Genomic DNA, 22,052 nt, shown 5'->3' with positions numbered 1-22,052 from the left:
CAATATGAGCTATCTAAGGTTGATACTCATATTTGGACCACTAACAGCCTCATCGTCAAACCAACGTGAGGTAATCGTTTTGGTTTCTGTATAGAAACGCACGCCTTGCTTACCGTAGGTGTGTTGGTCGCCGTAGAATGAATTCTTCCAACCGGTAAATGAGAAGAACGGCAATGGCACAGGAATAGGAATATTAATGCCTACCTGACCCACTTCGATTTCACGCTGGAACTTACGTGCTGCGCCACCGCTTGCAGTGAATAATGAGGTGCCGTTACCGTATGGGTTGTTATTAATAAGCGTAATTGCTTCATCTAAACTATCGACAAATACACAGCAAAGGACTGGGCCAAAGATTTCTTCTTTGTAGATATCCATTTCAGTTGTGACATTTGAAAACAGGGTTGGACCTACCCAATTACCATTTTCATAACCCTCAACTGTAAAATCAGAACCGTCTAGCAAACACGTTGCGCCTTGTTGCTTACCGCTGTCAATCAGCGATAGAATGCGCGCTTTAGCCTGCGGCGTCGTTTGCGGACCATAAGCAGCTTCAGGATCATCCCAAACGCCAGGACGTACCTTCGCCATCGCGTCTTTAAGTTCCTCTACCCACTGTTGTGATTGCCCAACAAACACGGCAACTGAGATCCCCATACAGCGCTGACCACCCGCGCCGACCGAAGAGCCAACCAGATTATTGATCACTTGTTCTTTTTTCGCATCAGGCATAATAACCATGTGGTTTTTCGCACCAACACATGCTTGAACGCGTTTGAGGTTTTGCGTACCTTTACTGTAAATGTACTGACCAACACCACAAGAACCTACGAAAGAAATCGCGCGAATTTCCGGCGCTTCAAGGATTTGGTCAACCTGATCCTTACTACCGTGTACTACCTGTAGTACGCCTTTTGGCGCACCAGCTTCTTCAAACAATTCAACTAAGCGCATTGGCGTTAGTGGATCTTGCTCTGATGGCTTAAGTACAAAGGTGTTACCGCATACAATTGCCATTGGGAACATCCACAGCGGGATCATCGCTGGGAAGTTAAATGGCGTAATACCCGCACAAACGCCTAGCGGTTGGGTATATGAATAGGTGTCGATATTTCGGGCAACGTTTTCTACCGTCTCACCCATCATCATTGAAGGGGCATTACATGCTTGCTCAACCACTTCAATACCACGCCATACATCACCTTTCGCATCTTCAAAAGTTTTGCCTAGTTCATGGCAAATGATGGTTGCGATTTCTTCTTGATGCTCTTTAAGAAGCGCTGCATAACGCATCATAATTCGCGCACGCTCAGTTACCGGAACATTACGCCACGTTTTAAATGCCTCTTGAGCTGAATGAATTGCAGCTTGTACTTCTTCGTTAGTAGCACAAGGTACTTTTGCTAACACTTCTTGATTAGCCGGATTAACAACGTCTAACCATTTGTCAGACTGAGACTGTGAAAATTCACCGTTGATGTATAAAGGTACTTGGTGCATGAAGCACTCCTCCCCATAAAACGAGTTTATGCGCTGCGTGAATGATTAGAATTATGGAAAACGCAGCGCCCCTTGAACGAAATAAATTGCAGTAACTTACACTTCTACCGCGAGCGCTACAGCTTCACCACCACCGATACATAGTGACGCTACGCCTTTTGATAAGGCGCGGTTTTTTAGTGCATGGATAAGTGTAACTAAGATGCGTGCACCGCTTGCACCGATTGGGTGACCTAGTGCACAAGCACCACCGTTGACGTTGACTTTGTTGCTATCTAACTGCATTTCGTTGATAGCTAACATAGTCACCATGGCAAACGCTTCGTTGATTTCCCAAAGGTCAACGTCTGCTGTCGACCAACCCGCTTTTTCAAGCAGCTTATTCATCGCACCGACTGGTGCCACGGTAAATTCAGCAGGCGCTTGTGAGTGAGTTGCATGGGCAACAATCTTACAAAGTGGTGTCAAACCGTGCTTTTTCGCTTCTGATTCACTCATTAAAATCAGCGCTGCTGCACCATCAGAAATAGACGAAGAGTTAGCAGCAGTGATAGTGCCGTCTTTTTTAAATGCTGGGCGAAGTGATGGAATTTTGTCTGGACGCGCGTTACCAGGTTGCTCGTCAGTATTAACCTCAACATCCCCCTTACGCGTACTCATTACATGAGGGGCAATTTCATTGCCAAAGCTGCCATTTTCGATTGCGGCGTTTGCTTTACTTAGTGAGCCAAGTGCAAATTCATCCATGTGCTCACGGGTAATGCCATATTCATCAGCAGTAGCTTGTGCGAAACAACCCATCGCTTTATTGTCATAAGCATCTTCTAAGCCATCAGCCATCATATGGTCTTTGATTTCGCCATGACCCATGCGCATTCCGCCACGGGCTTTTGGAATAAAGTAAGGTGAGTTAGTCATGCTTTCCATGCCACCAGCGATAGCAGAATTAATGCTACCTGAGCGGATGAGATCATGCGCGAACATCGCCGCTTTTAGACCCGAGCCGCACACCTTGTTAATAGTGGTTGCTCCCGTCGAGCGTGCAAGCCCCGCATGTAGCATCGCTTGACGCGCTGGCGCTTGACCAAGGCCTGCAGGTAAGACACAGCCCATGATAACTTCGTCTATACTCGCGTCACTAAGACCTGTTTCATTCATTACTGCTTTAATTGCAGTCGCACCTAAGTCTGTCGCGGTTGCGTCAGATAGGCTTCCCATAAAGCCACCCATTGGTGTACGCTTAGCAGCGACGATGACAACAGCTTCGTTACTCATTGCAAAACTCCTGTTTACAAGCCAATCTTGGCTTGTTAAAAATTAACTCTGTATTCGAGCATACATAATATTTACGTTTACGCCAACGTAAATCTAAAATCAAGCCAAACGAGATCAGTGAAAGTGTAAAGCTAACTTGCACAAATTTGTTTCCAAGGCTTATTTTCTCTAGCTGTAATGAAGATTTGATGACAATTCGAACGGACAGATTATTCCTTTTATAAGACTAAAGAAGGATCTGCTATTCTTACTTTACCTTTACGTAAACTTCACTTATATTGGTCTAATCAGTGACGTTGTAAGTGTAAATAAAAATGCAAGAAATTAATGAACCTACCTATTCAATCAGCGAGTTAGCTAAAGAATTTGATATTACTACTCGCAGTATTCGTTTTTACGAAGACCAAGGACTCCTTTCTCCTAGGCGCCAAGGACAAACGCGTATTTACTCAAAACGTGACAAAGTTCGATTAAAACTGATCCTTCGCGGCAAACGCCTTGGTTTTACACTTGCTGAAACTGGCCGACTATTTGAGCTTTACGACGCCGACAAATCGAGCGAAAAGCAACTTAAAACCATGTTGCAACTCATTGAAGAGAAAAAAGCCGATTTAAGCCAACAGATGGACGACATTAAAGTTGTCTTAATGGAACTGGTGACGGCTGAGCGCCGTTGTCGCGACACCCTACACGAGCTCGAAAAATAAACTCTCACAACAGGATGAAGACCGATGAGCACAGTATCTTTATATAAAGAATTAAACTTTGGACTAGGCGAAACAGCAGACATGATCCGTGATCATGTGAATAGCTTTGCGACCAGTGAAATTGCCCCACTTGCTGAAAAAACAGATCAAGAAAATGCATTTCCAAACGAAATGTGGCCAAAGTTTGGCGAAATGGGCCTACTTGGGATCACCGTCGCTGAAGAATTTGGCGGCTCAAACATGGGTTATCTTGAACACGTTATCGCAATGGAAGAGATAAGCCGTGCGAGTGCATCAATTGGCTTAAGCTACGGCGCACACTCAAACCTATGTGTGAACCAAATTAACCGCAACGGTAACCAAGCCCAAAAAGAAAAATATCTACCAAAACTTATCAGCGGTGAACACATTGGTGCACTAGCAATGAGTGAGCCCAATGCTGGCTCTGACGTGGTTTCAATGAAACTGCGTGCTGAAAAGCAAGGTGGCAAGTTCATCCTAAACGGTAATAAAATGTGGATCACCAATGGTCCAGATGCCGACGTTTTTGTGATTTACGCAAAAACGGATACCAATGCAGGCCCTCGCGGGATCACGGCCTTTATCGTCGAAAAAAGCTTCCCAGGTTTTTCAACGGCACAAAAGTTAGACAAACTTGGAATGCGTGGTTCAAACACCTGTGAGCTGGTATTCGAAAACTGCGAAGTACCTGCAGAAAACATCCTTGGCGAATACAACGAAGGCGTTAAGGTACTCATGAGTGGCCTAGACTACGAGCGTGTGGTATTGGCAGGCGGTCCGCTTGGTATTATGCAGGCTTGTATGGATGTAGTAGTACCTTATATTCACGAGCGTAAACAATTTAACCAATCCATCGGTGAATTCCAGCTGGTGCAGGGCAAAGTTGCTGACATGTACACGCAAATGAACGCAGCACGCTCATACGTTTATACCGTGGCAAAAGCCTGTGACCGTGGCGAAACCACTCGTAAAGATGCTGCTGGTGCGATTTTATATGCCGCAGAACTTGCAACCAAACTTGCACTTGATGCCATTCAGCTACTAGGCGGAAACGGTTATATCAATGAATATCCTACAGGTCGACTACTTCGCGATGCCAAGCTGTATGAAATTGGCGCTGGTACGTCTGAGATCCGCCGTATGCTTATCGGACGTGAGCTATTCAACGAAAGTCGCTAGGAGTGCTACATGACGGTACTAAATTCTGCGGTTAATCCGCATGATCCCCAGTTTAAGGCAAACAGCGATGCGATGGCATCGCTGGTTGCTGATCTTAAAGAGAAAGTTGCCACATTGAGCCAAGGTGGTGGTGAAGCGCTTATTGCCCGTCACCAAAGTCGCGGTAAATTATTTGTACGTGACCGAATTGAAACCTTGCTTGACGAGGGCTCGCCGTTTTTAGAAATTGGCCAATTCGCCGCGTTTGGCGTTTACGAGCAAGATATTCCTTGTGCTGGTGTGGTCGCCGGGATCGGACGCGTCAAAGGCGTTGAATGCATGATTGTGGCAAATGATGCGACGGTAAAAGGGGGAACCTATTTCCCTATTACTGTAAAAAAACACCTACGAGCGCAAGAAATCGCTGAGCGCTGCCATCTTCCTTGTATTTATTTAGTGGATTCTGGCGGTGCGAACTTGCCAGAACAAGATGAAGTATTCCCAGATAAATTGCATTTTGGTCGGATTTTCTACAATCAAGCCCGTATGTCTGCAAAGGGGATCCCACAAATCGCAGTGGTCATGGGGTTATGTACCGCTGGCGGCGCATATGTACCAGCGATGGCCGATGAAAGTATTATCGTCAAAGAACAAGGCACCATTTTCTTGGCAGGGCCACCACTTGTTAAAGCGGCCACGGGTGAAGAAGTGAGTGCAGAAGACTTAGGCGGCGCAGATGTTCACTGTAAAGTCTCAGGTGTAGCCGATCACTATGCAGAAAATGACGAGCATGCGCTTTCTATCGCAAGACAGTGCGTGTCACGCCTTAATCACCAGCGCCCTACTCGCCCGTTCCTGCAAGATGCCAAACCACCACGTTATGACATCAGTGAGGTGTATGGCATTGTCGGTACGGATCTGAAAAAACCGTTCGATGTACGCGAAGTCATTGCCCGTATCGTGGACGATTCCCAGTTTGATGAATTTAAACGCTACTTCGGCGAAACGCTCGTGACTGGTTTTGCTGAAATTTACGGTCACCCTGTAGGGATCGTAGCAAACAACGGTATTCTCTTTTCTGAATCCGCGCAAAAAGGCGCACACTTTATTCAACTCTGTGCACAGCGCAACATTCCGCTGCTATTTTTGCAGAACATTACTGGATTTATGGTTGGTCAAAAATACGAAGCGGAAGGTATCGCCAAGCACGGTGCAAAAATGGTAACTGCCGTTTCCTGTGCTGATGTGCCTAAGTTTACAGTATTGATTGGCGGCTCATATGGTGCTGGTAACTATGGCATGTGTGGCAGAGCGTACGAGCCAACCATGATGTGGATGTGGCCAAACGCACGGATCTCCGTAATGGGTGGTGAACAAGCTGCAGGCGTATTAACGCAGGTTAAACAAGATGGTTTAGCGCGTAAAGGCCTTAGCATGAACGATGCCGAAGTGAGCGAATTTAAAAAGCCAATTATCGAGCAGTACGAAAAGCAAGGACACCCATACTATGCCAGCGCAAGGCTTTGGGACGATGGCGTTATCGACCCTGCGGATACGCGCACAGTACTTGGTCTTGCCTTAGAGGCTGCGAGCAATGCGCCGCAAAAAGAGTCTAAATTTGGCGTCTTCAGAATGTAAGGAGCACTTATGCCTGTCACTTTAAATATAACAAAAAGCAAAGTGGCGATTTTAGAGCTAAGTCGCCCAGAAAAACATAATGCCTTCAATGCGGAGGTGATTGCCGAACTCATTAAGAATATCGAATATGCCAGCGGCCTCGATGTCAGAGCGCTGGTATTAAAAACCGAAGGTAAACACTTTTCAGCGGGGGCTGATCTGGCGTGGATGAAATCCATGGCAGACAACGACTATGACGAAAACGTCGCTGATTCTTTAGAACTTGCTAAATTAATGCAAGTGCTGGCCACTTGCCCTCACCCAACGCTGTGTTTGGTGCAAGGTGCAGCTTTTGGCGGTGCACTCGGATTAATCGCCTGTTGCGATATCGCCATTGCAGAGCACAACTCTAAATTCTGTTTAAGCGAAGTCAAGCTTGGTCTTATTCCGGCTGTAATTAGTCCTTATGTCATTAAAGCCATTGGGGAACGCCAAGCGCGACGCTATTTTTTAACAGCCGAAGTATTCGATGGTGAAAAGGCGCTAGAAATGGGTTTAATTCACGAATTGAGCGATGATTTAGCAAAAAGCGAAGCGGATTTTCTCGATACCTTACTTAACAATGGCCCTGCTGCTGTGAAAAGTGCCAAAGCACTGATCAACGAAGTTGCAGGTAAAGAAATAAATGAAGCGTTGATCGCCCATACCGCAAAGCGTATCGCTGAAATTAGAGTAAGTGACGAAGGCCAAGAAGGGCTTAGCACCTTTTTCGATAAACGAGCACCACGCTGGCAAACCGCCGCAAGCGAATAGGAGTCAACATGCTAACTAAAATTCTAGTCGCGAACCGTGGTGAAATTGCCTGCCGCGTGATGCGCACCGCAAAGAAATTGGGCCTAACCACAGTGGCAGTTTATTCTGATGCAGATGCCAATGCGATGCATGTGAAAACAGCTGACGAAGCCTATCATATCGGTCCGGCACCAAGTAAAGAGTCTTATTTGGTCGCAGACCGAATTCTTGAAGTCGCCAAAGCGGCGGGCGTCGATTGCATCCACCCAGGTTATGGTTTTTTGTCTGAAAATGAAGTATTCGCAAAAGCATGCGAAGCGGCAAACATTGCGTTTATTGGTCCGCTGGCAAGCTCTATTGAAGCGATGGGTTCTAAGACACGTGCCAAGGAAATCATGCATGACGCTAATGTGCCTTTAGTCCCAGGGTATTATGGCGACAAACAAGAAGATGATTTCTTACAGGCAGAAGCAGAAAAAATCGGCTTTCCGGTACTTATCAAAGCCGCTTACGGCGGTGGTGGTAAAGGGATGCGCGTGGTACGAGAAAACAGCGAGTTTTTATCGGCACTACATGGCGCTAAACGTGAAGCTGCAGCGAGTTTTGGCAATGACTTAGTACTGCTTGAGCGTTTTGTTGATAAGCCTCGTCACGTTGAAGTACAAGTTTTTGCCGATAGTCACGGTAACTGTGTTTACCTCGGTGATAGAGACTGTTCACTACAGCGTCGTCACCAAAAAGTGATTGAAGAAGCGCCCGCGCCAGGTTTGAGTGATGCTATGCGCAAAGCTATGGGTGAAGCGGCAGTACGCTGTGCGCAAGCGATTAACTATCGCGGCGCAGGTACAGTAGAGTTCTTATTATGTGGCGATGAGTTCTTCTTTATGGAGATGAATACTCGCCTGCAAGTAGAGCACCCAGTGACAGAAATGGTAACTGATCTTGATTTAGTCGAGTGGCAACTGATGGTTGCTGCGGGTGAACAGCTACCGCTGACTCAGGAGCAGGTTTCGTTATCTGGTCATAGCTTTGAAGCGCGCATTTACGCAGAAGACCCTGAAGAAAACTTTATGCCGTTTTCTGGTGTACTTTCACACCTTAGCTTTCCTGAAGCCAAAGATGGCGTAAGAATTGACACTGGCGTGCAGCAAGGCGATGAGATCAGTCCATTTTACGACCCTATGATCGCCAAGCTTATTGTTCATGGCAAAAATCGTGAACAAGCGTTACTCAAATTAAAATCGAGTTTAGAGCAAGTACATCTGTGTGGTTTAAAATCCAATATTGCATTTTTGCATCACTTAGCAGGCCACCCTACTTTCACAGCTGGTGCGCCTGATACCCACTTTATCGACACGCAAACTGAGGTATTAACTCAATCGAATACGCCGCTGGATAAAATGGTGTTATTAGCAAGTGCGGCCTATCTTAGCCACCAACAACCATGTAAAAACACGGTGTGGGGAAACTTAGGCTTTAGGCTTAACCAAACCGCGAAAGTGGATTTACCATTTGCAGATCATGTCGCCTGTGCCTATCAATCTCAAGGTGGTTGGAAGGTTTCGTTTAACGAGCAAATCCACCAAGTTGAATGTGAATTAAATGGACACCAGTTGACAGTGGTGATTGATGGTGCACGGGTACATGCCAGTGCCATTGTGACCGAAGCCGCAATCACTATTATGTATGGCCCGTATCAACATACCGTTGAACTCAAGTCAAAGCATTACATTAGCGATCATGAGCACGAAGCCGCACCGCTGGCAGCGCCTTTGAACGGCACCGTGGTTAAGCATTTGTTAGCCGTCGGTACCCAAGTCAATAAAGGCGATGCAGTGGTGATAATCGAAGCCATGAAGATGGAATATACGCTCAATGCACCATTTGATGGTACGCTAACTTCATACTGCTTTGCAGAAGGCGAGTTGGTCAGTCATGGCGATATGCTGGCGATTGTTGAGGAGCAAGACTAATGTCTCAGTATCCGGCTAACGTCAAAATTGTAGAAGTCGGCGCACGTGACGGCTTACAAAATGAGGTCAGTGTTGCCACAGAAGCTAAAATCTCGCTGGTTAACGCGTTAAAAGACGCTGGTCTCAAGCACATAGAAGCAGGCGCGTTTGTGTCGCCCAAATGGGTGCCACAAATGGCCGATTCTGCTGCGGTGATCCAAGGCTTTGAGCGTAGTGAAGGTGTTGAAATAAGCGCCCTAACGCCAAACCTTAAAGGCGCAGAGCTTGCACTAGAAAATCAGGTCGACGAATTTGCCATTTTTACTGCCGCCAGTGAGGCATTTACGCAAAAAAACATCAACTGCACGATTGAACAAAGTATTGAACGCTTTCGTCCCGTTGTTGAACTTGCACAAAAAAACAACATAAAAGTAAGAGGTTATGTTAGCTGCGTGGTTGGTTGCCCATATCAAGGTGAAGTACAACCAGAGCAAGTTTTAGCGGTATGTAAACAATTGTTGTCACTTGGTTGTTATGAAATCAGCCTAGGCGACACTATAGGTGTTGGTACGCCTAAAAAAGTCCAGCAGCTGCTCACCTTGTTACTGCAACATATCCCTGCTGACAAGCTTGCGGTGCATTTCCATGATACCTACGGACAAGCATTAACGAATATTCACACGGCCCTGCAAATGGGGATCGCAACTGTTGATAGCGCCGTTGCAGGTCTCGGTGGTTGCCCTTACGCCAAAGGCGCGTCAGGAAATGTTGCCACTGAGGATGTAGTTTACTTGCTGCAAGGACTTGGCATTGAGTGTGGAATTGATTTAGAAAGGCTAGCAAAAGCAGGATGGACAATTTGTGATGCGCTAGGCAAGACACCAAGCAGTAAAGTGTCGTTAGCACTCAAACAAACTTGTCAATCTTAAAACAATAACATTATTAGGAGTGGGCTTATGGCCGGTTTCGATAAAGTCGTATCAAGCTACAGCGAAGCGATGGCGGGTCTTAAAGACGGCGATACCATCATCGCAGGTGGCTTTGGTTTGTGTGGTATTCCAGAAGGCTTAATTGCAGAAATTAAGCGCCTGCAAACAAAAGAACTTACCGTGATTTCAAACAACTGTGGGGTCGACGACTTTGGTTTAGGTATTTTGCTTAAAGATCGTCAAATTAAGAAGATCATCGCCTCTTATGTTGGCGAAAATGCGCTGTTTGAACAACAACTTCTCGATGGCATTATTGACGTTGAATTAACACCACAAGGTACGCTTGCAGAGAAGATGCGCGCTGGTGGCGCTGGGATCCCAGCTTTTTACACGGCAACAGGATACGGTACTCCCGTTGCTGAAGGTAAAGAAGTAAAAGAATTTGATGGCCGACCATATATTTTGGAAGAATCAATTACCGGTGAGTTTGCTATTGTTAAGGCTTGGAAAGCAGATCGCTATGGCAACTTGGTGTTCCGCCACACAGCAATGAACTTTAACCCAATGGCAGCGACAGCCGGAAAAATCACCGTAGCGGAAGTTGAAGAAATTGTAGAGCCGGGTGAGCTTGAGCCGAGTCAAATCCACACCCCAGGTATTTATGTCAATCGCGTGATCAAAGGTGACTTTGAAAAACGTATTGAACGTGTCACTACGCGCAAATAGGAGGCAATCATGGGTTTAAATCGTGAACAAATTGCGATGCGCGTGGCGCAAGAGCTTGAAGACGGTTATTACGTTAACTTAGGCATAGGTATTCCAACCTTAGTGGCAAACTACGTACCACAAGGCATTGAAGTGATGCTGCAATCGGAAAATGGCTTGTTGGGTATGGGTCCCTACCCAACTGAAGACCAAGTTGATGCCGATATGATCAACGCGGGTAAAGAAACCGTGACAGCAGCGACAGGTGCAGCAATTTTTAATAGTGCGGAAAGCTTTGCCATGATCCGTGGTGGTCATGTAGACTTGACGGTACTAGGTGCATTTGAAGTTGATCAACAAGGCAATATCGCGTCTTGGATGATCCCGAAAAAATTAATCAAAGGCATGGGTGGTGCAATGGACTTAGTTGCTGGTGCACGCAACATCATAGTGACCATGACCCATGCTAGCAAACACGGCGATTCTAAATTGCTTGAATCATGCACATTGCCGCTAACTGGCGTAAATTGTGTTAAGAAAATCGTAACAGATTTAGCTGTGTTAGAAGTAAAAGACGGCGCATTCCATTTGCTAGAACGCGCACCGGGTGTTAGTGTTGATGAAATAATCAGCAAAACTGCAGGCAAGCTTATCGTCGACGGTGAGATCCCTGAAATGCAGTTTGAGGCGTCGTAAGACACACCCTAACTTACAAATGTACCGACCTCATTCCCAGTGCCAAAGGCGCTGAGTTACCCAAAACCCCTCGCAAGAGGGGTTTTTTTTCACATGCCATCAAAGAAAAACTCCTTAGTCTACATCACTCTTCATGTCTAGTTGATGAATGTGATGATTTTTAAATAAAAAATTCAGTAGCCATTTACTTTTCAATCTCACCCCCTAAACTAGTAGAGATAGTTTTGGTTGGCATTGAATATTCACCTGCCAGTACAACTTAAAACTAAAAAGTTGCTGCTTTGAAGCATCGACTGAATATCAAGTTGACACAATATATTGATACCATAGCTTAGTAGCATAACGGTTCGGTTGGTTTATCTTAATTACAAGTATTGAGGCAGTATACTGTCGCTGTAACTAACATAAACCCATCATATATTTAGATAGTCATTCGGCTGATGTGATTGAAATGCATAAATCGAATGAATACGCTAAATAATCTAAACTAGACTAAGTAGTTTTTGTGGCTTATGGCTAGCATATTTTACGACTGATAAAGTCATTCTAAGCCGCTAATGATTAGCATTAATAGCCAGATTACATTTTGCTTTGTTGCATAGTTAGTTTATGTCGAATTGTTATCACCCATTGTCTAGCGATTAATTCAGTATATCAGCTTGGTGTCGTATCACGATGAGAACAACAAGAGGATATCATGGGCAATCACCACGATAAGTACAGCATCGATAATACAGACTACACAGTTGGACAAGACAATGTTCAAAAGTGGGGATTTGACGTACATAACCCTGTATTTGGTGTAAGTGCTGGATTAATACTGGCGTTTTTAGTCGCCGTATTATTAGTTGATGCAAACACAGCTAAAACCACTTTAGACGGCATAAAGTGGGATATCATAGGTAACTTTGATGCCCTATTTATGTGGTCTGGTAATTTCTTTGTGCTATTTTGTTTGGTGCTCGTTTTATCGCCTTACGGTAAAATTCGTTTAGGTGGTGAAAACGCCAAACCAAGCTATACTCGGGCGTCATGGCTGGCGATGCTATTTGCAGCAGGTATGGGTATTGGTCTGATGTTTTGGGGTGTAGCGGAGCCTGTCGCCTACTACACTGGCTGGTATAAAACACCGTTAAATGTTGCTGCAAACACACCTGAAGCGGCTGAACTTGCAATGGGCGCGACCATGTACCATTGGGGTTTGCATCCTTGGGCTATTTACGCCGTAGTCGCGCTTTCTTTAGCATTCTTTGCCTACAATAAAGGCTTGCCACTGTCGATCCGCTCAATCTTTTATCCTATTTTAGGAGACAGAGCTTGGGGTTGGCCGGGCCATATCATCGATATTCTCGCCGTTCTTGCTACCTTGTTTGGCCTTGCGACATCACTCGGTCTGGGCGCACAGCAAGCTGGTGCTGGGATCCAACATGTATTTGGCATAGAAGCAGGTCTCGGTCTAGAAATTGCCGTGATTGTGGGCGTTACTGCCCTTGCGATTATTTCAGTTGTTCGCGGTATTGATGGCGGTGTAAAGATACTTAGTAACGTTAATATGTTAATTGCATTTGTGTTATTAGTATTCGTTGGTATTGCAGGTTTTGCGATTGCCATGGGTAATATTCCGACGACTTTAATGGCCTATGTTGAAAATATCATTCCACTGAGTAACCCGCATGGTCGTGAAGATGAAGCATGGTTCCAAGGTTGGACCGTATTTTACTGGGCATGGTGGATTTCTTGGTCACCATTTGTCGGTATGTTTATCGCACGCGTTTCTGAGGGGCGTACCATACGCGAGTTTATTACCGCAGTTTTATTAATCCCGACATTGGTAACCGTGATCTGGATGTCAATCTATGGTGGCCTTGCTATCGATCAGGTAAAAAATGGCATTGGCGCTCTAGGTACTGATGGCTTGACTGAAGTGCCACTGGCGATGTTCCAAATGTTTGAAAACCTACCGATGAGCGATTTACTCTCGTTCACGGCGATTGTACTTGTACTGGTTTTCTTCATCACCTCGTCGGATTCTGGTTCTTTGGTTATCGATAGTATTACCGCTGGTGGTAAAATAGATGCCCCAGTACCACAACGTATATTCTGGGCGAGTATTGAGGGTGCAATTGCTGCAGCGCTATTGTGGATCGGCGGTAAAGAGGCAATTGAAGCACTGCAAGCGGGTGCTATTTCAACAGGTTTACCGTTTACTTTTGTACTACTACTGATGTGTGTAAGTTTGATCCTCGGGCTTCGAACTGAGCCTAAAAGCTAACGGTCGTTAATCTCATTACAGGCGGAGCTTGGTGTATGCTCCGCCTTTTTGTTATTTGGGGTTAGCTCCACCAGCGTTTCACCATGTCTGATGGGTCTAAACAATATTGAGCTTGAGCTTGAAATAGCTCCGCCGTTGCTAACGCATCGGACAAGGCATGATGTGGCTGATAATAGGGAAGCCCATAGCGCTTTCTGCAGTCAGCTAAACGTACCGAAGGAATTGGTTTACGTTTGAGCTTATCAAGCCAGCCTCTGGCGTTGTTTATCGCTGACTTTTCAATTTCCATCGTATCAATCACTGGAAACTCAATACCCTCACCCAATCTCGCTTTTAGCGCAGAATCGAAAAATGACTTTTCGACAAACTGATAGTGCACCACTATGACTTTACCATGCAGCGAAGCAAACACTTCCTCAAGAATATCTTGCAGATCTGGCGCGCTTTCAACTTGTGAGTGTGTGATCCGGTGCAGTACCACAGACTCCTCAGCCAGCGGACTGGTTGGCTTCACTAACCAATGCTTCGCTTGAGCCAAGCGGATCCGTCGTAAGTCAAATGGTACGACACCAACGCTCACAATATCATCGGTGTTTGGGTCGAGCCCTGTAGTTTCAAAATCAAGGGCAACAAACTCGCACTGGCTCAATTGCTGGTAAGGATCTACCACGCCTTGCTGATAAAATGCTTGAATTCTCGGGTCTTTCGACGTTTCTACCAAATGCTGAAAGCGATTTGGCCATGACATAATCTCGCCTTGCATATTACACCGCTACTTCATCATGGATTTGTTTTGATAGCGAAACTTTAAAAAGCTCTGTGCTTTGTCTAACACGCCAAAAGCTTCTTTAAGATTACGCTGTTCAAAATCAGAGAGTGTTTCAGGCGGCAAGCTGTTATCAGGCTTTTCGCCCTGCTCAATTTGCCATGCTTGATGGCGAATACGCATGATGGCAATATATTCAAGCGCAGCTTGCAAATCTAGCACCTTACCCTTTGGCAGTATATTTGCCTCGTCAATATCTTCTAATCGCTCGAAGGAGTTTTGTTTTTTAGAACCAACACCAAGGGCATGCACTCGAACCAAGTCTGAAAGCGGTGCTGTGCCACGGCGTTTAATGTTCATCGAACGCCTGTGCTCACCGTCTTGCTCAAGGACAAAACCGTTAAAAAAGCCCAAAGGCGGTGTTCTTCTTAGCGCATTATGTGCCATCGCAGCCAAAAATTTAGGGGTGCTTTTGGCCTTTTTACTGATAAAAGCAGTGAGTTTCTCAGCCCATTTTGTTTCACCCCATACGCCTTCCAGATCAAAGAAAATCGAACTATTAAGTAAAGCCTCAGGACTGGGGTTTTCTATCCAGTCTTCAAATTGTGCTAACCATTGACTGTAAGTTAGACGCCAAGCTGGGTTGCTTGCCATGATCCCACCATCGCAATATTTATAGCCGCAATTGGCTAGACCATCACACACAAACTTCGCCAACTTTTCGAAGTAAGCGCCATGCTCAGCGGGTTGATAACTGTCATCCAAGATCAGTGCATTATCCTGATCGGTCACAATTAATTGTTCGTCCCGAGCCATTGAACCAAGGGCAATAAAGCAGTATGGGATTGGTGGCGGACCTAATTTTGCTTCCGCGAGTTCGAGTAACTTGTGTTTAAACGTTTTGCCTATAATCGACATCGCAGAACCAATCATGTGTGAGTTGGCGTCTTCATTCACCATCCGAGTAAAAATTGCAGGAAGCTGCTTGGCGTAACTACTCAAGTCTTCAACACTTTGTTGGTCCATTAGCCCTCTAACAAACAACAGACTGCTTTGAGACTCATAGCGCAAAATATCGGATAGCGCGACCACTCCTATCGGTTTACGCTTATGAACAACGGGCAAATGATGCACATTGTCTCTTAGCATCAGCATCATGGCTTCGAAGACATAGGCATTGGAGTCAACAATAATAAGGTCAGTCGACATAATCTCAGAGACCGAAGTTTGATAATTCAGCCCCTCAGCGACTACTTTTGTACGAAGATCTCTGTCACTGATAAGGCCAACCACCTGACCATCATCTTCATCTGGATCTTCGACAACTGGTTTCTCGGGGTCATAGATAAGTAGTGATGACACATGCTCTTTTGCCATCACTTGAGCTGCCTGCTGTACCGTGGCGTTGCGTTCAACGTACACCACATCGCGTAGCAATAGTTTACGCACTTTGGCCGTGGTCAAATCGTTGCTGTCGGCTTGCTCAGAAACCGTGATTTTTAGTCTCGCATTATCGTCTGCTTCAAAATAATCAGCAAACGCTTCATAAACGTCGCAATACTCATCAAAAATGCCTACAGGAATACAGTACACCAGTGTATCTTCAAGGCTTTGAGCGCCAAAACGAACTTTGCGATTCATCAATAAACCACGCTGGCCAAAGATCCCACCTGTGGAAATACGATTGTATAGCTCACCTGAGCGCCGATAGAGCTCGACAGCACCAGATCGGATCACATACAAGTAAGTGATCTGCTCTCCATATTCCAAAATGCCGCTGCCCGCTCGGTAGTAACCTACTTCGACTTGGCTTGCGAGTTTATGTAGTGCCTCTTGAGGCAAATCCGAAAACGGCGGGTAAGCTACTAAAAAATTGGCAATTTCCTGATGTTCAACTTCCATGGTTTGCCTTGATATAAAAAGGAATTTAACCCTATTGTGGGCAACGAGGGATAAATTTGCAATGAAAGCTGGTTTAACTAAGGCTGCAGCAATTGTTTTTTCCACTGTTCACCATTGTGATCAGGAGACTCGCTAGGATGCAGTCGAATTTAGTAAACGTGAGGAATTGCGTTGTAATAGGTTAATTCCAATTCCCTATTAATTTGTTTTGCAATGACTGCGTGCTAAAGCTAAATAAGTACAAACGCCTAATTTGACCTAAGTCACTTTAAAAACCAGTGAAACCGCCTCATACTAGTTATCTATAACTATTCGCAACAGGAACCGCACTCATGACTTATGAAGTCAATTTCGACGGCTTAGTAGGGCCAACACATAATTATGCCGGATTATCTTATGGTAATGTCGCGTCACTTTCTAACGCTACCAGCGTCTCTAATCCAAAAGAAGCGGCATTGCAAGGTCTTGAAAAGATGAAAGCAATGCATGATATCGGCCTAAAACAAGGAATATTCGCACCTCACGCACGCCCGAGTTTAGCCCCACTGCGTCGCGTTGGCTTTTCGGGAACTGATGCACAAGTACTTGAAAAAGCATATAAACACGACCCTATATTGCTTCGAGCTTGTTACTCTGCCTCTGCAATGTGGACGGCAAATGCGGCGACTGTATCGCCTTCTATTGATTCCAGCGATGGCAAAGTACATTTCACAAGTGCCAATTTAAACTGCAAATTTCACCGTTCAATAGAGCCAGAAACCACCACGAATTTACTTCGTGCTATGTTCGCTAATGCGCAATATTTTGCACATCACCAGCATTTGCCTGAGCAGCCTTTTTTTGGCGATGAAGGTGCTGCAAACCATACTCGCCTCGCCGATAGCCATGGCAGTAAAGGTCTACAATTATTTGTGTACGGTTCAAGTGGCTTTAACAGCGATATAAAGGGTCCTACTAAATATCCTGCTCGGCAAACATTAGAAGCAAGTCAAGCGATTGCAAGACTACATCAATTAGATGATAAGCAAGCAATTTTTATCCAGCAAAATCCAAATGTGATTGATCAAGGCGTGTTCCATAATGACGTCATTGCGGTGGGCAATGAGAATGTGCTGTTTTGCCATGATCAAGCCTTCATTGATCAAACCTCCAGTCTAACCAAAATTAGACAAGCGTATATCGGCGAAAAGCCTTTACATATTGTAGAAGTTCCGACACATGCAGTGAGTGTTGAAGACGCAGTAAAAAGCTACCTATTTAACTCACAATTGATCACCTTGCCATCAGGCGAGATGATGCTGGTTGCACCGGAGGAATGTGCGAAGAATGATAACGTTGCCGCGTATATCGAATATATGCTCGGTGCAAAAAATCCGATTTCGCAAGTACGCTTTTTTGACTTACGCCAAAGTATGCAAAATGGTGGTGGACCTGCATGTTTGCGATTACGTGTAGCACTCAATGAAGCTGAGCTAAAAGCGGTAAATCCAGAAGTGATGATGAGTGAAGACAAATTTATTCAACTAAGCGCGTGGGTCAATAAACATTATCGCGATAAAGTCACAGAGCAGGATTTAGCTGATCCGAGCCTACTGCAAGAGTCCTATGCTGCACTAGATGAACTCACCCAACTACTTAATCTTGGTAGCGTTTATGACTTCCAACGCGCCTAATTTCAAGTTTTGCTTGTCAAACTGCAATTAATCTGAGATTTAAAGGGAGTGATTTCACTCCCTTACTTTTTAGCAAGTACGTTAACCGCCCACGTCTCAAGCATACCGTCGCTATTTAGCGTTACTAAGGTGTCTGGGTTTGGGACATACATATCGACTACCGTTGCCCCCTCATTCTCAGTATGAATAGACCAAGTACCTAATTCTTCCCCGCTCTCATAGCGCCAGATGGAGAGGTGAGACTTTGACGATGATGTCGCAAGTAAGCCTGAGTCAGAAATAAATTTGGCCTTTCTAAACATCTTAAAACGCGCCATATACTTTAGCTCACTGAGCTGTTTTCCAGACTCAAAGTCTAGTACATGTTGCGCATTCAACCCATCTGAGACGAATAAGTGCTTGCCATCATGACTCACTGTTAAACTGGTAACACGATGACTAAATTGATGCTCATATAAAGGTTCTGGTGAGGCAAATTGCCAAAGGGCAACCAACCCATCTTGCGCGCCTGTAACAAAATAGTCGCCACTATTGTCAAACGCCAAATGCTCTATCGGCCGAGTATGTGGCATAAAACGATTGTTTAACTTCGTGAATAGATCCGCCATATTGAGTGAGCCATCATCCATCGCAACAAGCAAACGCTGATTGTTATGGGAAAGCGCTAAAGCAGAGATTGAAGCTAGTGGACTCACCCCTGCAAAAGGTACGTTCGTTATCAACTTTTGCTTTGGAACAGACCAAATTGAGATAAGGTTTTCACCTGCCACGATGAGCATTTCCTTATCATCTGACAATAAAACTTCTTTGACTGGTGTTTTTATTTTGTCTTTGGGTACTGAGAATATGACAGATTGATTGGCATTATCATAAATATGGATTTCAGCATTACTGTCTAATGTTACGCTCCACTTTCCATCTTTAGAAAAGTGTCCAAGTATTATGCCATTTTGCGTCAACTGGCTTGTTACCCCTTTACTAATTTCAGGTTGCGATCCACACCCTACTAAAAATAAAGCGAACCAAGCTAGTGATATTAAACGAGACATCTTAAACCCTTAGCACATAATACATTTATTTCATTTACTGGCTTTACATATCGGCCGTTAGCAGACAAACTTAACTTATTGTGAATAATTTTAGACTGCATATGATGTATTTTAGCATGACAAAGTCACTTATTAAGCAAACTTTCGTTGTCTTAGCCGCAATGATTTTACTCTCAGCGTGCGGCTCAGAGGATAATGTCAGTGGTGACAAGGACACTCCTGGATATGCCGCAACAATGTATTTTGACGCACTCTATAATAAAAAAGATCTAGACGCTGCAATGAAAATCGCCACTCCCCGTCACGCGCGTATCATGCGCTCTTACGGTACTGCGTCGCAATTCGCCAGAAATTTAGTGAATATGCAATACGATGAAGTCACCATAGAAGTTGATATGACCAATCAAAGTCTGCGCGAACAGTATGGCGACAGCGCAAAAATTAATTTAATTTTTACAGGTCAGCTCCACGGTGAGCAAGTAGACGACATGCGTAGTGTCAGTATGGTGCGCAAAAAAGGCAAATGGTACGTAGACAAGGTACTAGCCGACCCCTTTGCACGTTAACTCAAGAATAAGAAAGGAAAGCCCCGTTGTCGGGGCTTTTTTAACAAATTAGCCAAAATCCTCAGTCACAACAAACTAGTTGGGCGCTTTTGCATCAACAGCAATCGCTTTTGCAACCAGCGTTTCAATACAAAAGATGGTTTCAGAACTCTTATCATCAATCACCTTGTCGTCCATTGCGATACTGAGTTTTTCATTCAATGTCTTACCCACCAGTTTCACGCTATTTTGTTTACACCACTTACGATATTTTGCCATTAGTGGAGCATGCGCCTTTTCCAGTAAATAAGCATGCTCAACCGTATCTATCGCAGAGTGTTTTACCACGGCGCACAGATGCGAGATACGTTCACGGGTCGAGTTATGATCAGAAACATTGCTACATACCTGCACCGCCAATTTGTCGCTTGGCGCTTTGAGCCACTTACCAACAGGAAACGCCATACGCTTTAGCAAAAATGCCAGAGGTGCTGCGGTAAAGTTATCGCAAAATGCATAAATAGCCTTACTTGCTTCGTTAAGACAGTGATCTAAGGCAAACTTTACCAGCGGTAAGTCCCCTTGCTGACGGCCATCATCTTCGTATTTTTTTAATACGCACGAGGCGATATAAAGAAAGCTCAGGACATCTCCTAATTTTGCAGAGAGCATTTCTCTACGTTTTAGTGACCCGCCTAGTTTTAACATAGCGATATCACTATACACAGAAAGCGCTTGGCTCAACCATGTTAGCCGTCGGTAATACGCCGCCACATCACCACCAACTGGCGCACGTTCGAAACGTGCAAGTGTGAAGCCATTAAAAAATGCCTTAAGCCCATTCACAGAGGTATGCTGCAAGTGTTTGCAAAGCACTTCATCAAACTCTTTCAATGCGATTAATTGATCTTCTTGCTGTACGATACTCATTTCTTTCAGTATGAAAGGATGACAACGCGTTGCACCTTGACCAAAAATCATCAAGCTTCGCGTTAAAATATTGGCGCCCTCAACGGTAATAGAAATCGGCATCCCCATATAATTGTGGGCAAGATAATTCATTTCCCCCATTTGAATGGCTTTGCCGCCATGAATATCCATCGCATCATTTAATGCCACCCTTGCATGCTCTGTGAGGTGATACTTGGCAATCGCAGTGACTACCGAAGGGCTTTGCTTTAAATCAATTGCCAACGCAGTGGTTTGTCTCACCGCTTCAATAAGATAGCTATAGCCGTAAATTCTGGCTAACGCGCTTTGCACTCCTTCAAAGGCAGAGATAGGTACACCAAATTGACGGCGGACACCGGCGTAAGCCGAAGTCGCTCTGGCACTTAATTGAGCGGTTCCCGCGCTCAGTGCAGGCAAAGATATCCCCCGCCCAGCACTTAAACACGACACCAGCATACGCCACCCTTTGCCGATACCCGCCTGTTCGCCTATCACCCAAGCCATTGGAATAAAAACATCTTCACCACTGGTTGTACCATTCATAAAGGCTTGCCCCAGCGGGTTATGTCTGTCTCCAGTTTTTACGCCTTCATGTGTAGTCGGAATAAGTGCACAAGTGATCCCAAGCTCTACTCTATTTGAAAGCAATTGATCCGGGTCGTAAACCTTAAACGCAAGTCCTAATACATCAGCGACGGGCGCCAGCGTGATGTATCGTTTTTGCCAAGTTACCGCAAGTCCAATTTGCTTTTCTCCCTCAAATTCTCGCTCACACACAATCGCAAAGTCTTGAATGCTACCAGCATCCGATCCCGCCTCTGGAGAGGTCAATGCAAAACAAGGTAGCGCCTCACCCGAGGCAAGCTTTGGCAGCCAAGTATTCTGCTGTTCATTGGTCCCGTAATGAAGCAGCAGCTCTGCAGGGCCTAAACTATTTGGCACCATCACGGTCACTGCAGTAGATAAACTACGGCTGGCTATTTTTGCTACGATGGTGGAGTTCGCCTGAGCACTAAATTCCCGACCACCAAAAGCCTTTGGAATAATAAAAGCAAAAAAGCCCTTTTCTTTCAAAAATTGCCAAACTTCTTCAGGCAGGTCTTGAGCCTCAGATATTTTTTCTTCATCAAGCATTTTTAGCAGCGTGTGTAATTCGCTATCTATAAATGCCTGTTCTTCATCGCTTAGCTTTGGTTTATCATTACTTAACCACTTTCGCCAATTCGGCTTACCCGAAAACAACGCACCATCCCACCAGATACTCCCCGCTTCCATCGCTTCTCGCTCGGTTTGGGAGAGTTCAGGTAATGACGTTTTGAAATAATTAAAGAGCGGTTTAGTGATCAACTTAACCCTGATATCACGGACACAAAATACCACCACTATGGCCAAAATCACCAATAAAACAAAAGTCATATGCACTCCTTTTTGCAGGCTCCAAATACGGCCTTTTGATACAATTGACTGTCTTAATTATGGTTAATAATCACACTAACTCAACTTTTATCTGCGCTCGTATCTCTTTGTTTGTCCATCGCAAAA

General features: G+C 45.0%; 17 protein-coding genes. 11 read left to right on the top strand and 6 right to left on the bottom strand.

From position 1 onward, the window contains the following. Positions 1-9: 9 nt before the first annotated feature. Positions 10-1,500, bottom strand: coding sequence for a CoA-acylating methylmalonate-semialdehyde dehydrogenase (locus DS891_RS02630; RefSeq protein ID WP_010378628.1), 1,491 nt, complete (start codon positions 1,498-1,500; stop codon positions 10-12). Positions 1,501-1,596: 96 nt separating this feature from the next. After that, positions 1,597-2,775, bottom strand: a complete 1,179-nt coding sequence (locus DS891_RS02625; RefSeq protein ID WP_174168766.1) for an acetyl-CoA C-acyltransferase — start codon at positions 2,773-2,775, stop codon at positions 1,597-1,599. Between the two features lie 314 nt (positions 2,776-3,089). Between DS891_RS02625 and DS891_RS02620 the strand changes: the two genes are divergently transcribed. The 9 genes from DS891_RS02620 (at position 3,090) to DS891_RS02580 (ending at position 13,624) form a co-directional block, all read left to right on the top strand. Next, positions 3,090-3,482 carry a MerR family DNA-binding transcriptional regulator gene (locus tag DS891_RS02620; protein WP_010378624.1) on the top strand — a complete coding sequence of 131 codons (393 nt, stop codon included), beginning with the start codon at positions 3,090-3,092 and terminating at the stop codon, positions 3,480-3,482. Positions 3,483-3,506: 24 nt separating this feature from the next. Continuing rightward, positions 3,507-4,682 (top strand): isovaleryl-CoA dehydrogenase, encoded by a 1,176-nt coding sequence (locus DS891_RS02615; protein WP_010604937.1) that lies wholly within the window; start codon positions 3,507-3,509, stop codon positions 4,680-4,682. A 9-nt stretch (positions 4,683-4,691) separates the two neighbouring features. Then, on the top strand, positions 4,692-6,299 hold the full coding sequence (locus tag DS891_RS02610) for a carboxyl transferase domain-containing protein (protein ID WP_174168765.1): 1,608 nt from the start codon (positions 4,692-4,694) through the stop codon (positions 6,297-6,299). 9 nt (positions 6,300-6,308) lie between these two features. Further along, positions 6,309-7,091, top strand: coding sequence for an enoyl-CoA hydratase-related protein (locus DS891_RS02605; protein ID WP_174168764.1), 783 nt, complete (start codon positions 6,309-6,311; stop codon positions 7,089-7,091). 8 nt (positions 7,092-7,099) lie between these two features. Next, the gene (locus tag DS891_RS02600; RefSeq protein WP_174168763.1) at positions 7,100-9,043 is read left to right on the top strand and encodes an acetyl/propionyl/methylcrotonyl-CoA carboxylase subunit alpha; all 1,944 of its coding nucleotides are present in this window, start codon (positions 7,100-7,102) and stop codon (positions 9,041-9,043) included. Beyond that, on the top strand, positions 9,043-9,951 hold the full coding sequence (locus tag DS891_RS02595; protein ID WP_174168762.1) for a hydroxymethylglutaryl-CoA lyase: 909 nt from the start codon (positions 9,043-9,045) through the stop codon (positions 9,949-9,951). The genes DS891_RS02600 and DS891_RS02595 overlap by 1 nt, the downstream gene beginning before the upstream one ends. A 27-nt stretch (positions 9,952-9,978) precedes the next feature. Then, on the top strand, positions 9,979-10,677 hold the full coding sequence (locus DS891_RS02590) for a CoA transferase subunit A (RefSeq protein WP_174168761.1): 699 nt from the start codon (positions 9,979-9,981) through the stop codon (positions 10,675-10,677). A 9-nt stretch (positions 10,678-10,686) separates the two neighbouring features. Beyond that, positions 10,687-11,352 carry a CoA transferase subunit B gene (locus DS891_RS02585; RefSeq protein ID WP_010604942.1) on the top strand — a complete coding sequence of 222 codons (666 nt, stop codon included), beginning with the start codon at positions 10,687-10,689 and terminating at the stop codon, positions 11,350-11,352. A 697-nt stretch (positions 11,353-12,049) separates the two neighbouring features. After that, a complete protein-coding gene (locus tag DS891_RS02580; RefSeq protein ID WP_010604943.1) occupies positions 12,050-13,624 on the top strand; it encodes a BCCT family transporter in 1,575 nt (524 codons plus the stop codon). Positions 13,625-13,685: 61 nt separating this feature from the next. Here DS891_RS02580 and DS891_RS02575 read toward each other — a convergent pair whose 3' ends face one another. Both DS891_RS02575 and DS891_RS02570 read right to left on the bottom strand, forming a co-directional pair. Then, on the bottom strand, positions 13,686-14,387 hold the full coding sequence (locus tag DS891_RS02575) for a 3'-5' exonuclease (protein WP_010604944.1): 702 nt from the start codon (positions 14,385-14,387) through the stop codon (positions 13,686-13,688). 9 nt (positions 14,388-14,396) lie between these two features. Then, positions 14,397-16,292, bottom strand: a complete 1,896-nt coding sequence (locus tag DS891_RS02570; protein ID WP_174168760.1) for a DUF294 nucleotidyltransferase-like domain-containing protein — start codon at positions 16,290-16,292, stop codon at positions 14,397-14,399. Positions 16,293-16,624: 332 nt separating this feature from the next. Here DS891_RS02570 and astB point away from each other — a divergent pair, with 332 nt between their 5' ends. Continuing rightward, positions 16,625-17,965 (top strand): N-succinylarginine dihydrolase, encoded by a 1,341-nt coding sequence (astB, locus tag DS891_RS02565; RefSeq protein WP_039497635.1) that lies wholly within the window; start codon positions 16,625-16,627, stop codon positions 17,963-17,965. Between the two features lie 62 nt (positions 17,966-18,027). On the opposite strand, the gene DS891_RS02560 is transcribed toward astB, so the two are convergent. Continuing rightward, positions 18,028-19,014, bottom strand: a complete 987-nt coding sequence (locus DS891_RS02560) for a WD40 repeat domain-containing protein (protein ID WP_095727524.1) — start codon at positions 19,012-19,014, stop codon at positions 18,028-18,030. A gap of 116 nt (positions 19,015-19,130) precedes the next feature. Here DS891_RS02560 and DS891_RS02555 point away from each other — a divergent pair, with 116 nt between their 5' ends. Next, positions 19,131-19,580: a hypothetical protein gene (locus DS891_RS02555; protein WP_010378604.1), complete on the top strand. Its 450-nt coding sequence runs from the start codon at positions 19,131-19,133 to the stop codon at positions 19,578-19,580. 75 nt (positions 19,581-19,655) lie between these two features. Here the strand turns inward: DS891_RS02555 and DS891_RS02550 are convergent, their stop codons facing one another. Beyond that, on the bottom strand, positions 19,656-21,926 hold the full coding sequence (locus DS891_RS02550) for an acyl-CoA dehydrogenase (RefSeq protein ID WP_174168759.1): 2,271 nt from the start codon (positions 21,924-21,926) through the stop codon (positions 19,656-19,658). Positions 21,927-22,052: the final 126 nt, after the last annotated feature.

It is taken from the genome of Pseudoalteromonas sp. JC28 (assembly GCF_013319255.1).
Lineage (GTDB): Bacteria > Pseudomonadota > Gammaproteobacteria > Enterobacterales > Alteromonadaceae > Pseudoalteromonas.
The sequence above is the reverse complement of the archived record's forward strand: the minus strand, read 5'-3'. Positions and strand labels throughout refer to the sequence as shown.

Excerpts from the sequence above, each read along its gene's own strand:
- DS891_RS02570 (WP_174168760.1), bottom strand. The coding sequence starts at position 16,292 with ATGGAAGTTGAACATCAGGAAATTGCCAATTTTTTAGTAGCTTACCCG.
- DS891_RS02610 (WP_174168765.1), top strand. The coding sequence starts at position 4,692 with ATGACGGTACTAAATTCTGCGGTTAATCCGCATGATCCCCAGTTTAAG.
- DS891_RS02580 (WP_010604943.1), top strand. The coding sequence starts at position 12,050 with ATGGGCAATCACCACGATAAGTACAGCATCGATAATACAGACTACACA.
- DS891_RS02615 (WP_010604937.1), top strand. The coding sequence starts at position 3,507 with ATGAGCACAGTATCTTTATATAAAGAATTAAACTTTGGACTAGGCGAA.
- DS891_RS02555 (WP_010378604.1), top strand. The coding sequence starts at position 19,131 with ATGACAAAGTCACTTATTAAGCAAACTTTCGTTGTCTTAGCCGCAATG.
- DS891_RS02605 (WP_174168764.1), top strand. The coding sequence starts at position 6,309 with ATGCCTGTCACTTTAAATATAACAAAAAGCAAAGTGGCGATTTTAGAG.
- DS891_RS02560 (WP_095727524.1), bottom strand. The coding sequence starts at position 19,014 with ATGTCTCGTTTAATATCACTAGCTTGGTTCGCTTTATTTTTAGTAGGG.
- DS891_RS02620 (WP_010378624.1), top strand. The coding sequence starts at position 3,090 with ATGCAAGAAATTAATGAACCTACCTATTCAATCAGCGAGTTAGCTAAA.
- DS891_RS02625 (WP_174168766.1), bottom strand. The coding sequence starts at position 2,775 with ATGAGTAACGAAGCTGTTGTCATCGTCGCTGCTAAGCGTACACCAATG.
- DS891_RS02575 (WP_010604944.1), bottom strand. The coding sequence starts at position 14,387 with ATGCAAGGCGAGATTATGTCATGGCCAAATCGCTTTCAGCATTTGGTA.
- DS891_RS02630 (WP_010378628.1), bottom strand. The coding sequence starts at position 1,500 with ATGCACCAAGTACCTTTATACATCAACGGTGAATTTTCACAGTCTCAG.
- DS891_RS02585 (WP_010604942.1), top strand. The coding sequence starts at position 10,687 with ATGGGTTTAAATCGTGAACAAATTGCGATGCGCGTGGCGCAAGAGCTT.
- DS891_RS02595 (WP_174168762.1), top strand. The coding sequence starts at position 9,043 with ATGTCTCAGTATCCGGCTAACGTCAAAATTGTAGAAGTCGGCGCACGT.
- DS891_RS02600 (WP_174168763.1), top strand. The coding sequence starts at position 7,100 with ATGCTAACTAAAATTCTAGTCGCGAACCGTGGTGAAATTGCCTGCCGC.
- DS891_RS02550 (WP_174168759.1), bottom strand. The coding sequence starts at position 21,926 with ATGACTTTTGTTTTATTGGTGATTTTGGCCATAGTGGTGGTATTTTGT.
- DS891_RS02590 (WP_174168761.1), top strand. The coding sequence starts at position 9,979 with ATGGCCGGTTTCGATAAAGTCGTATCAAGCTACAGCGAAGCGATGGCG.
- astB (WP_039497635.1), top strand. The coding sequence starts at position 16,625 with ATGACTTATGAAGTCAATTTCGACGGCTTAGTAGGGCCAACACATAAT.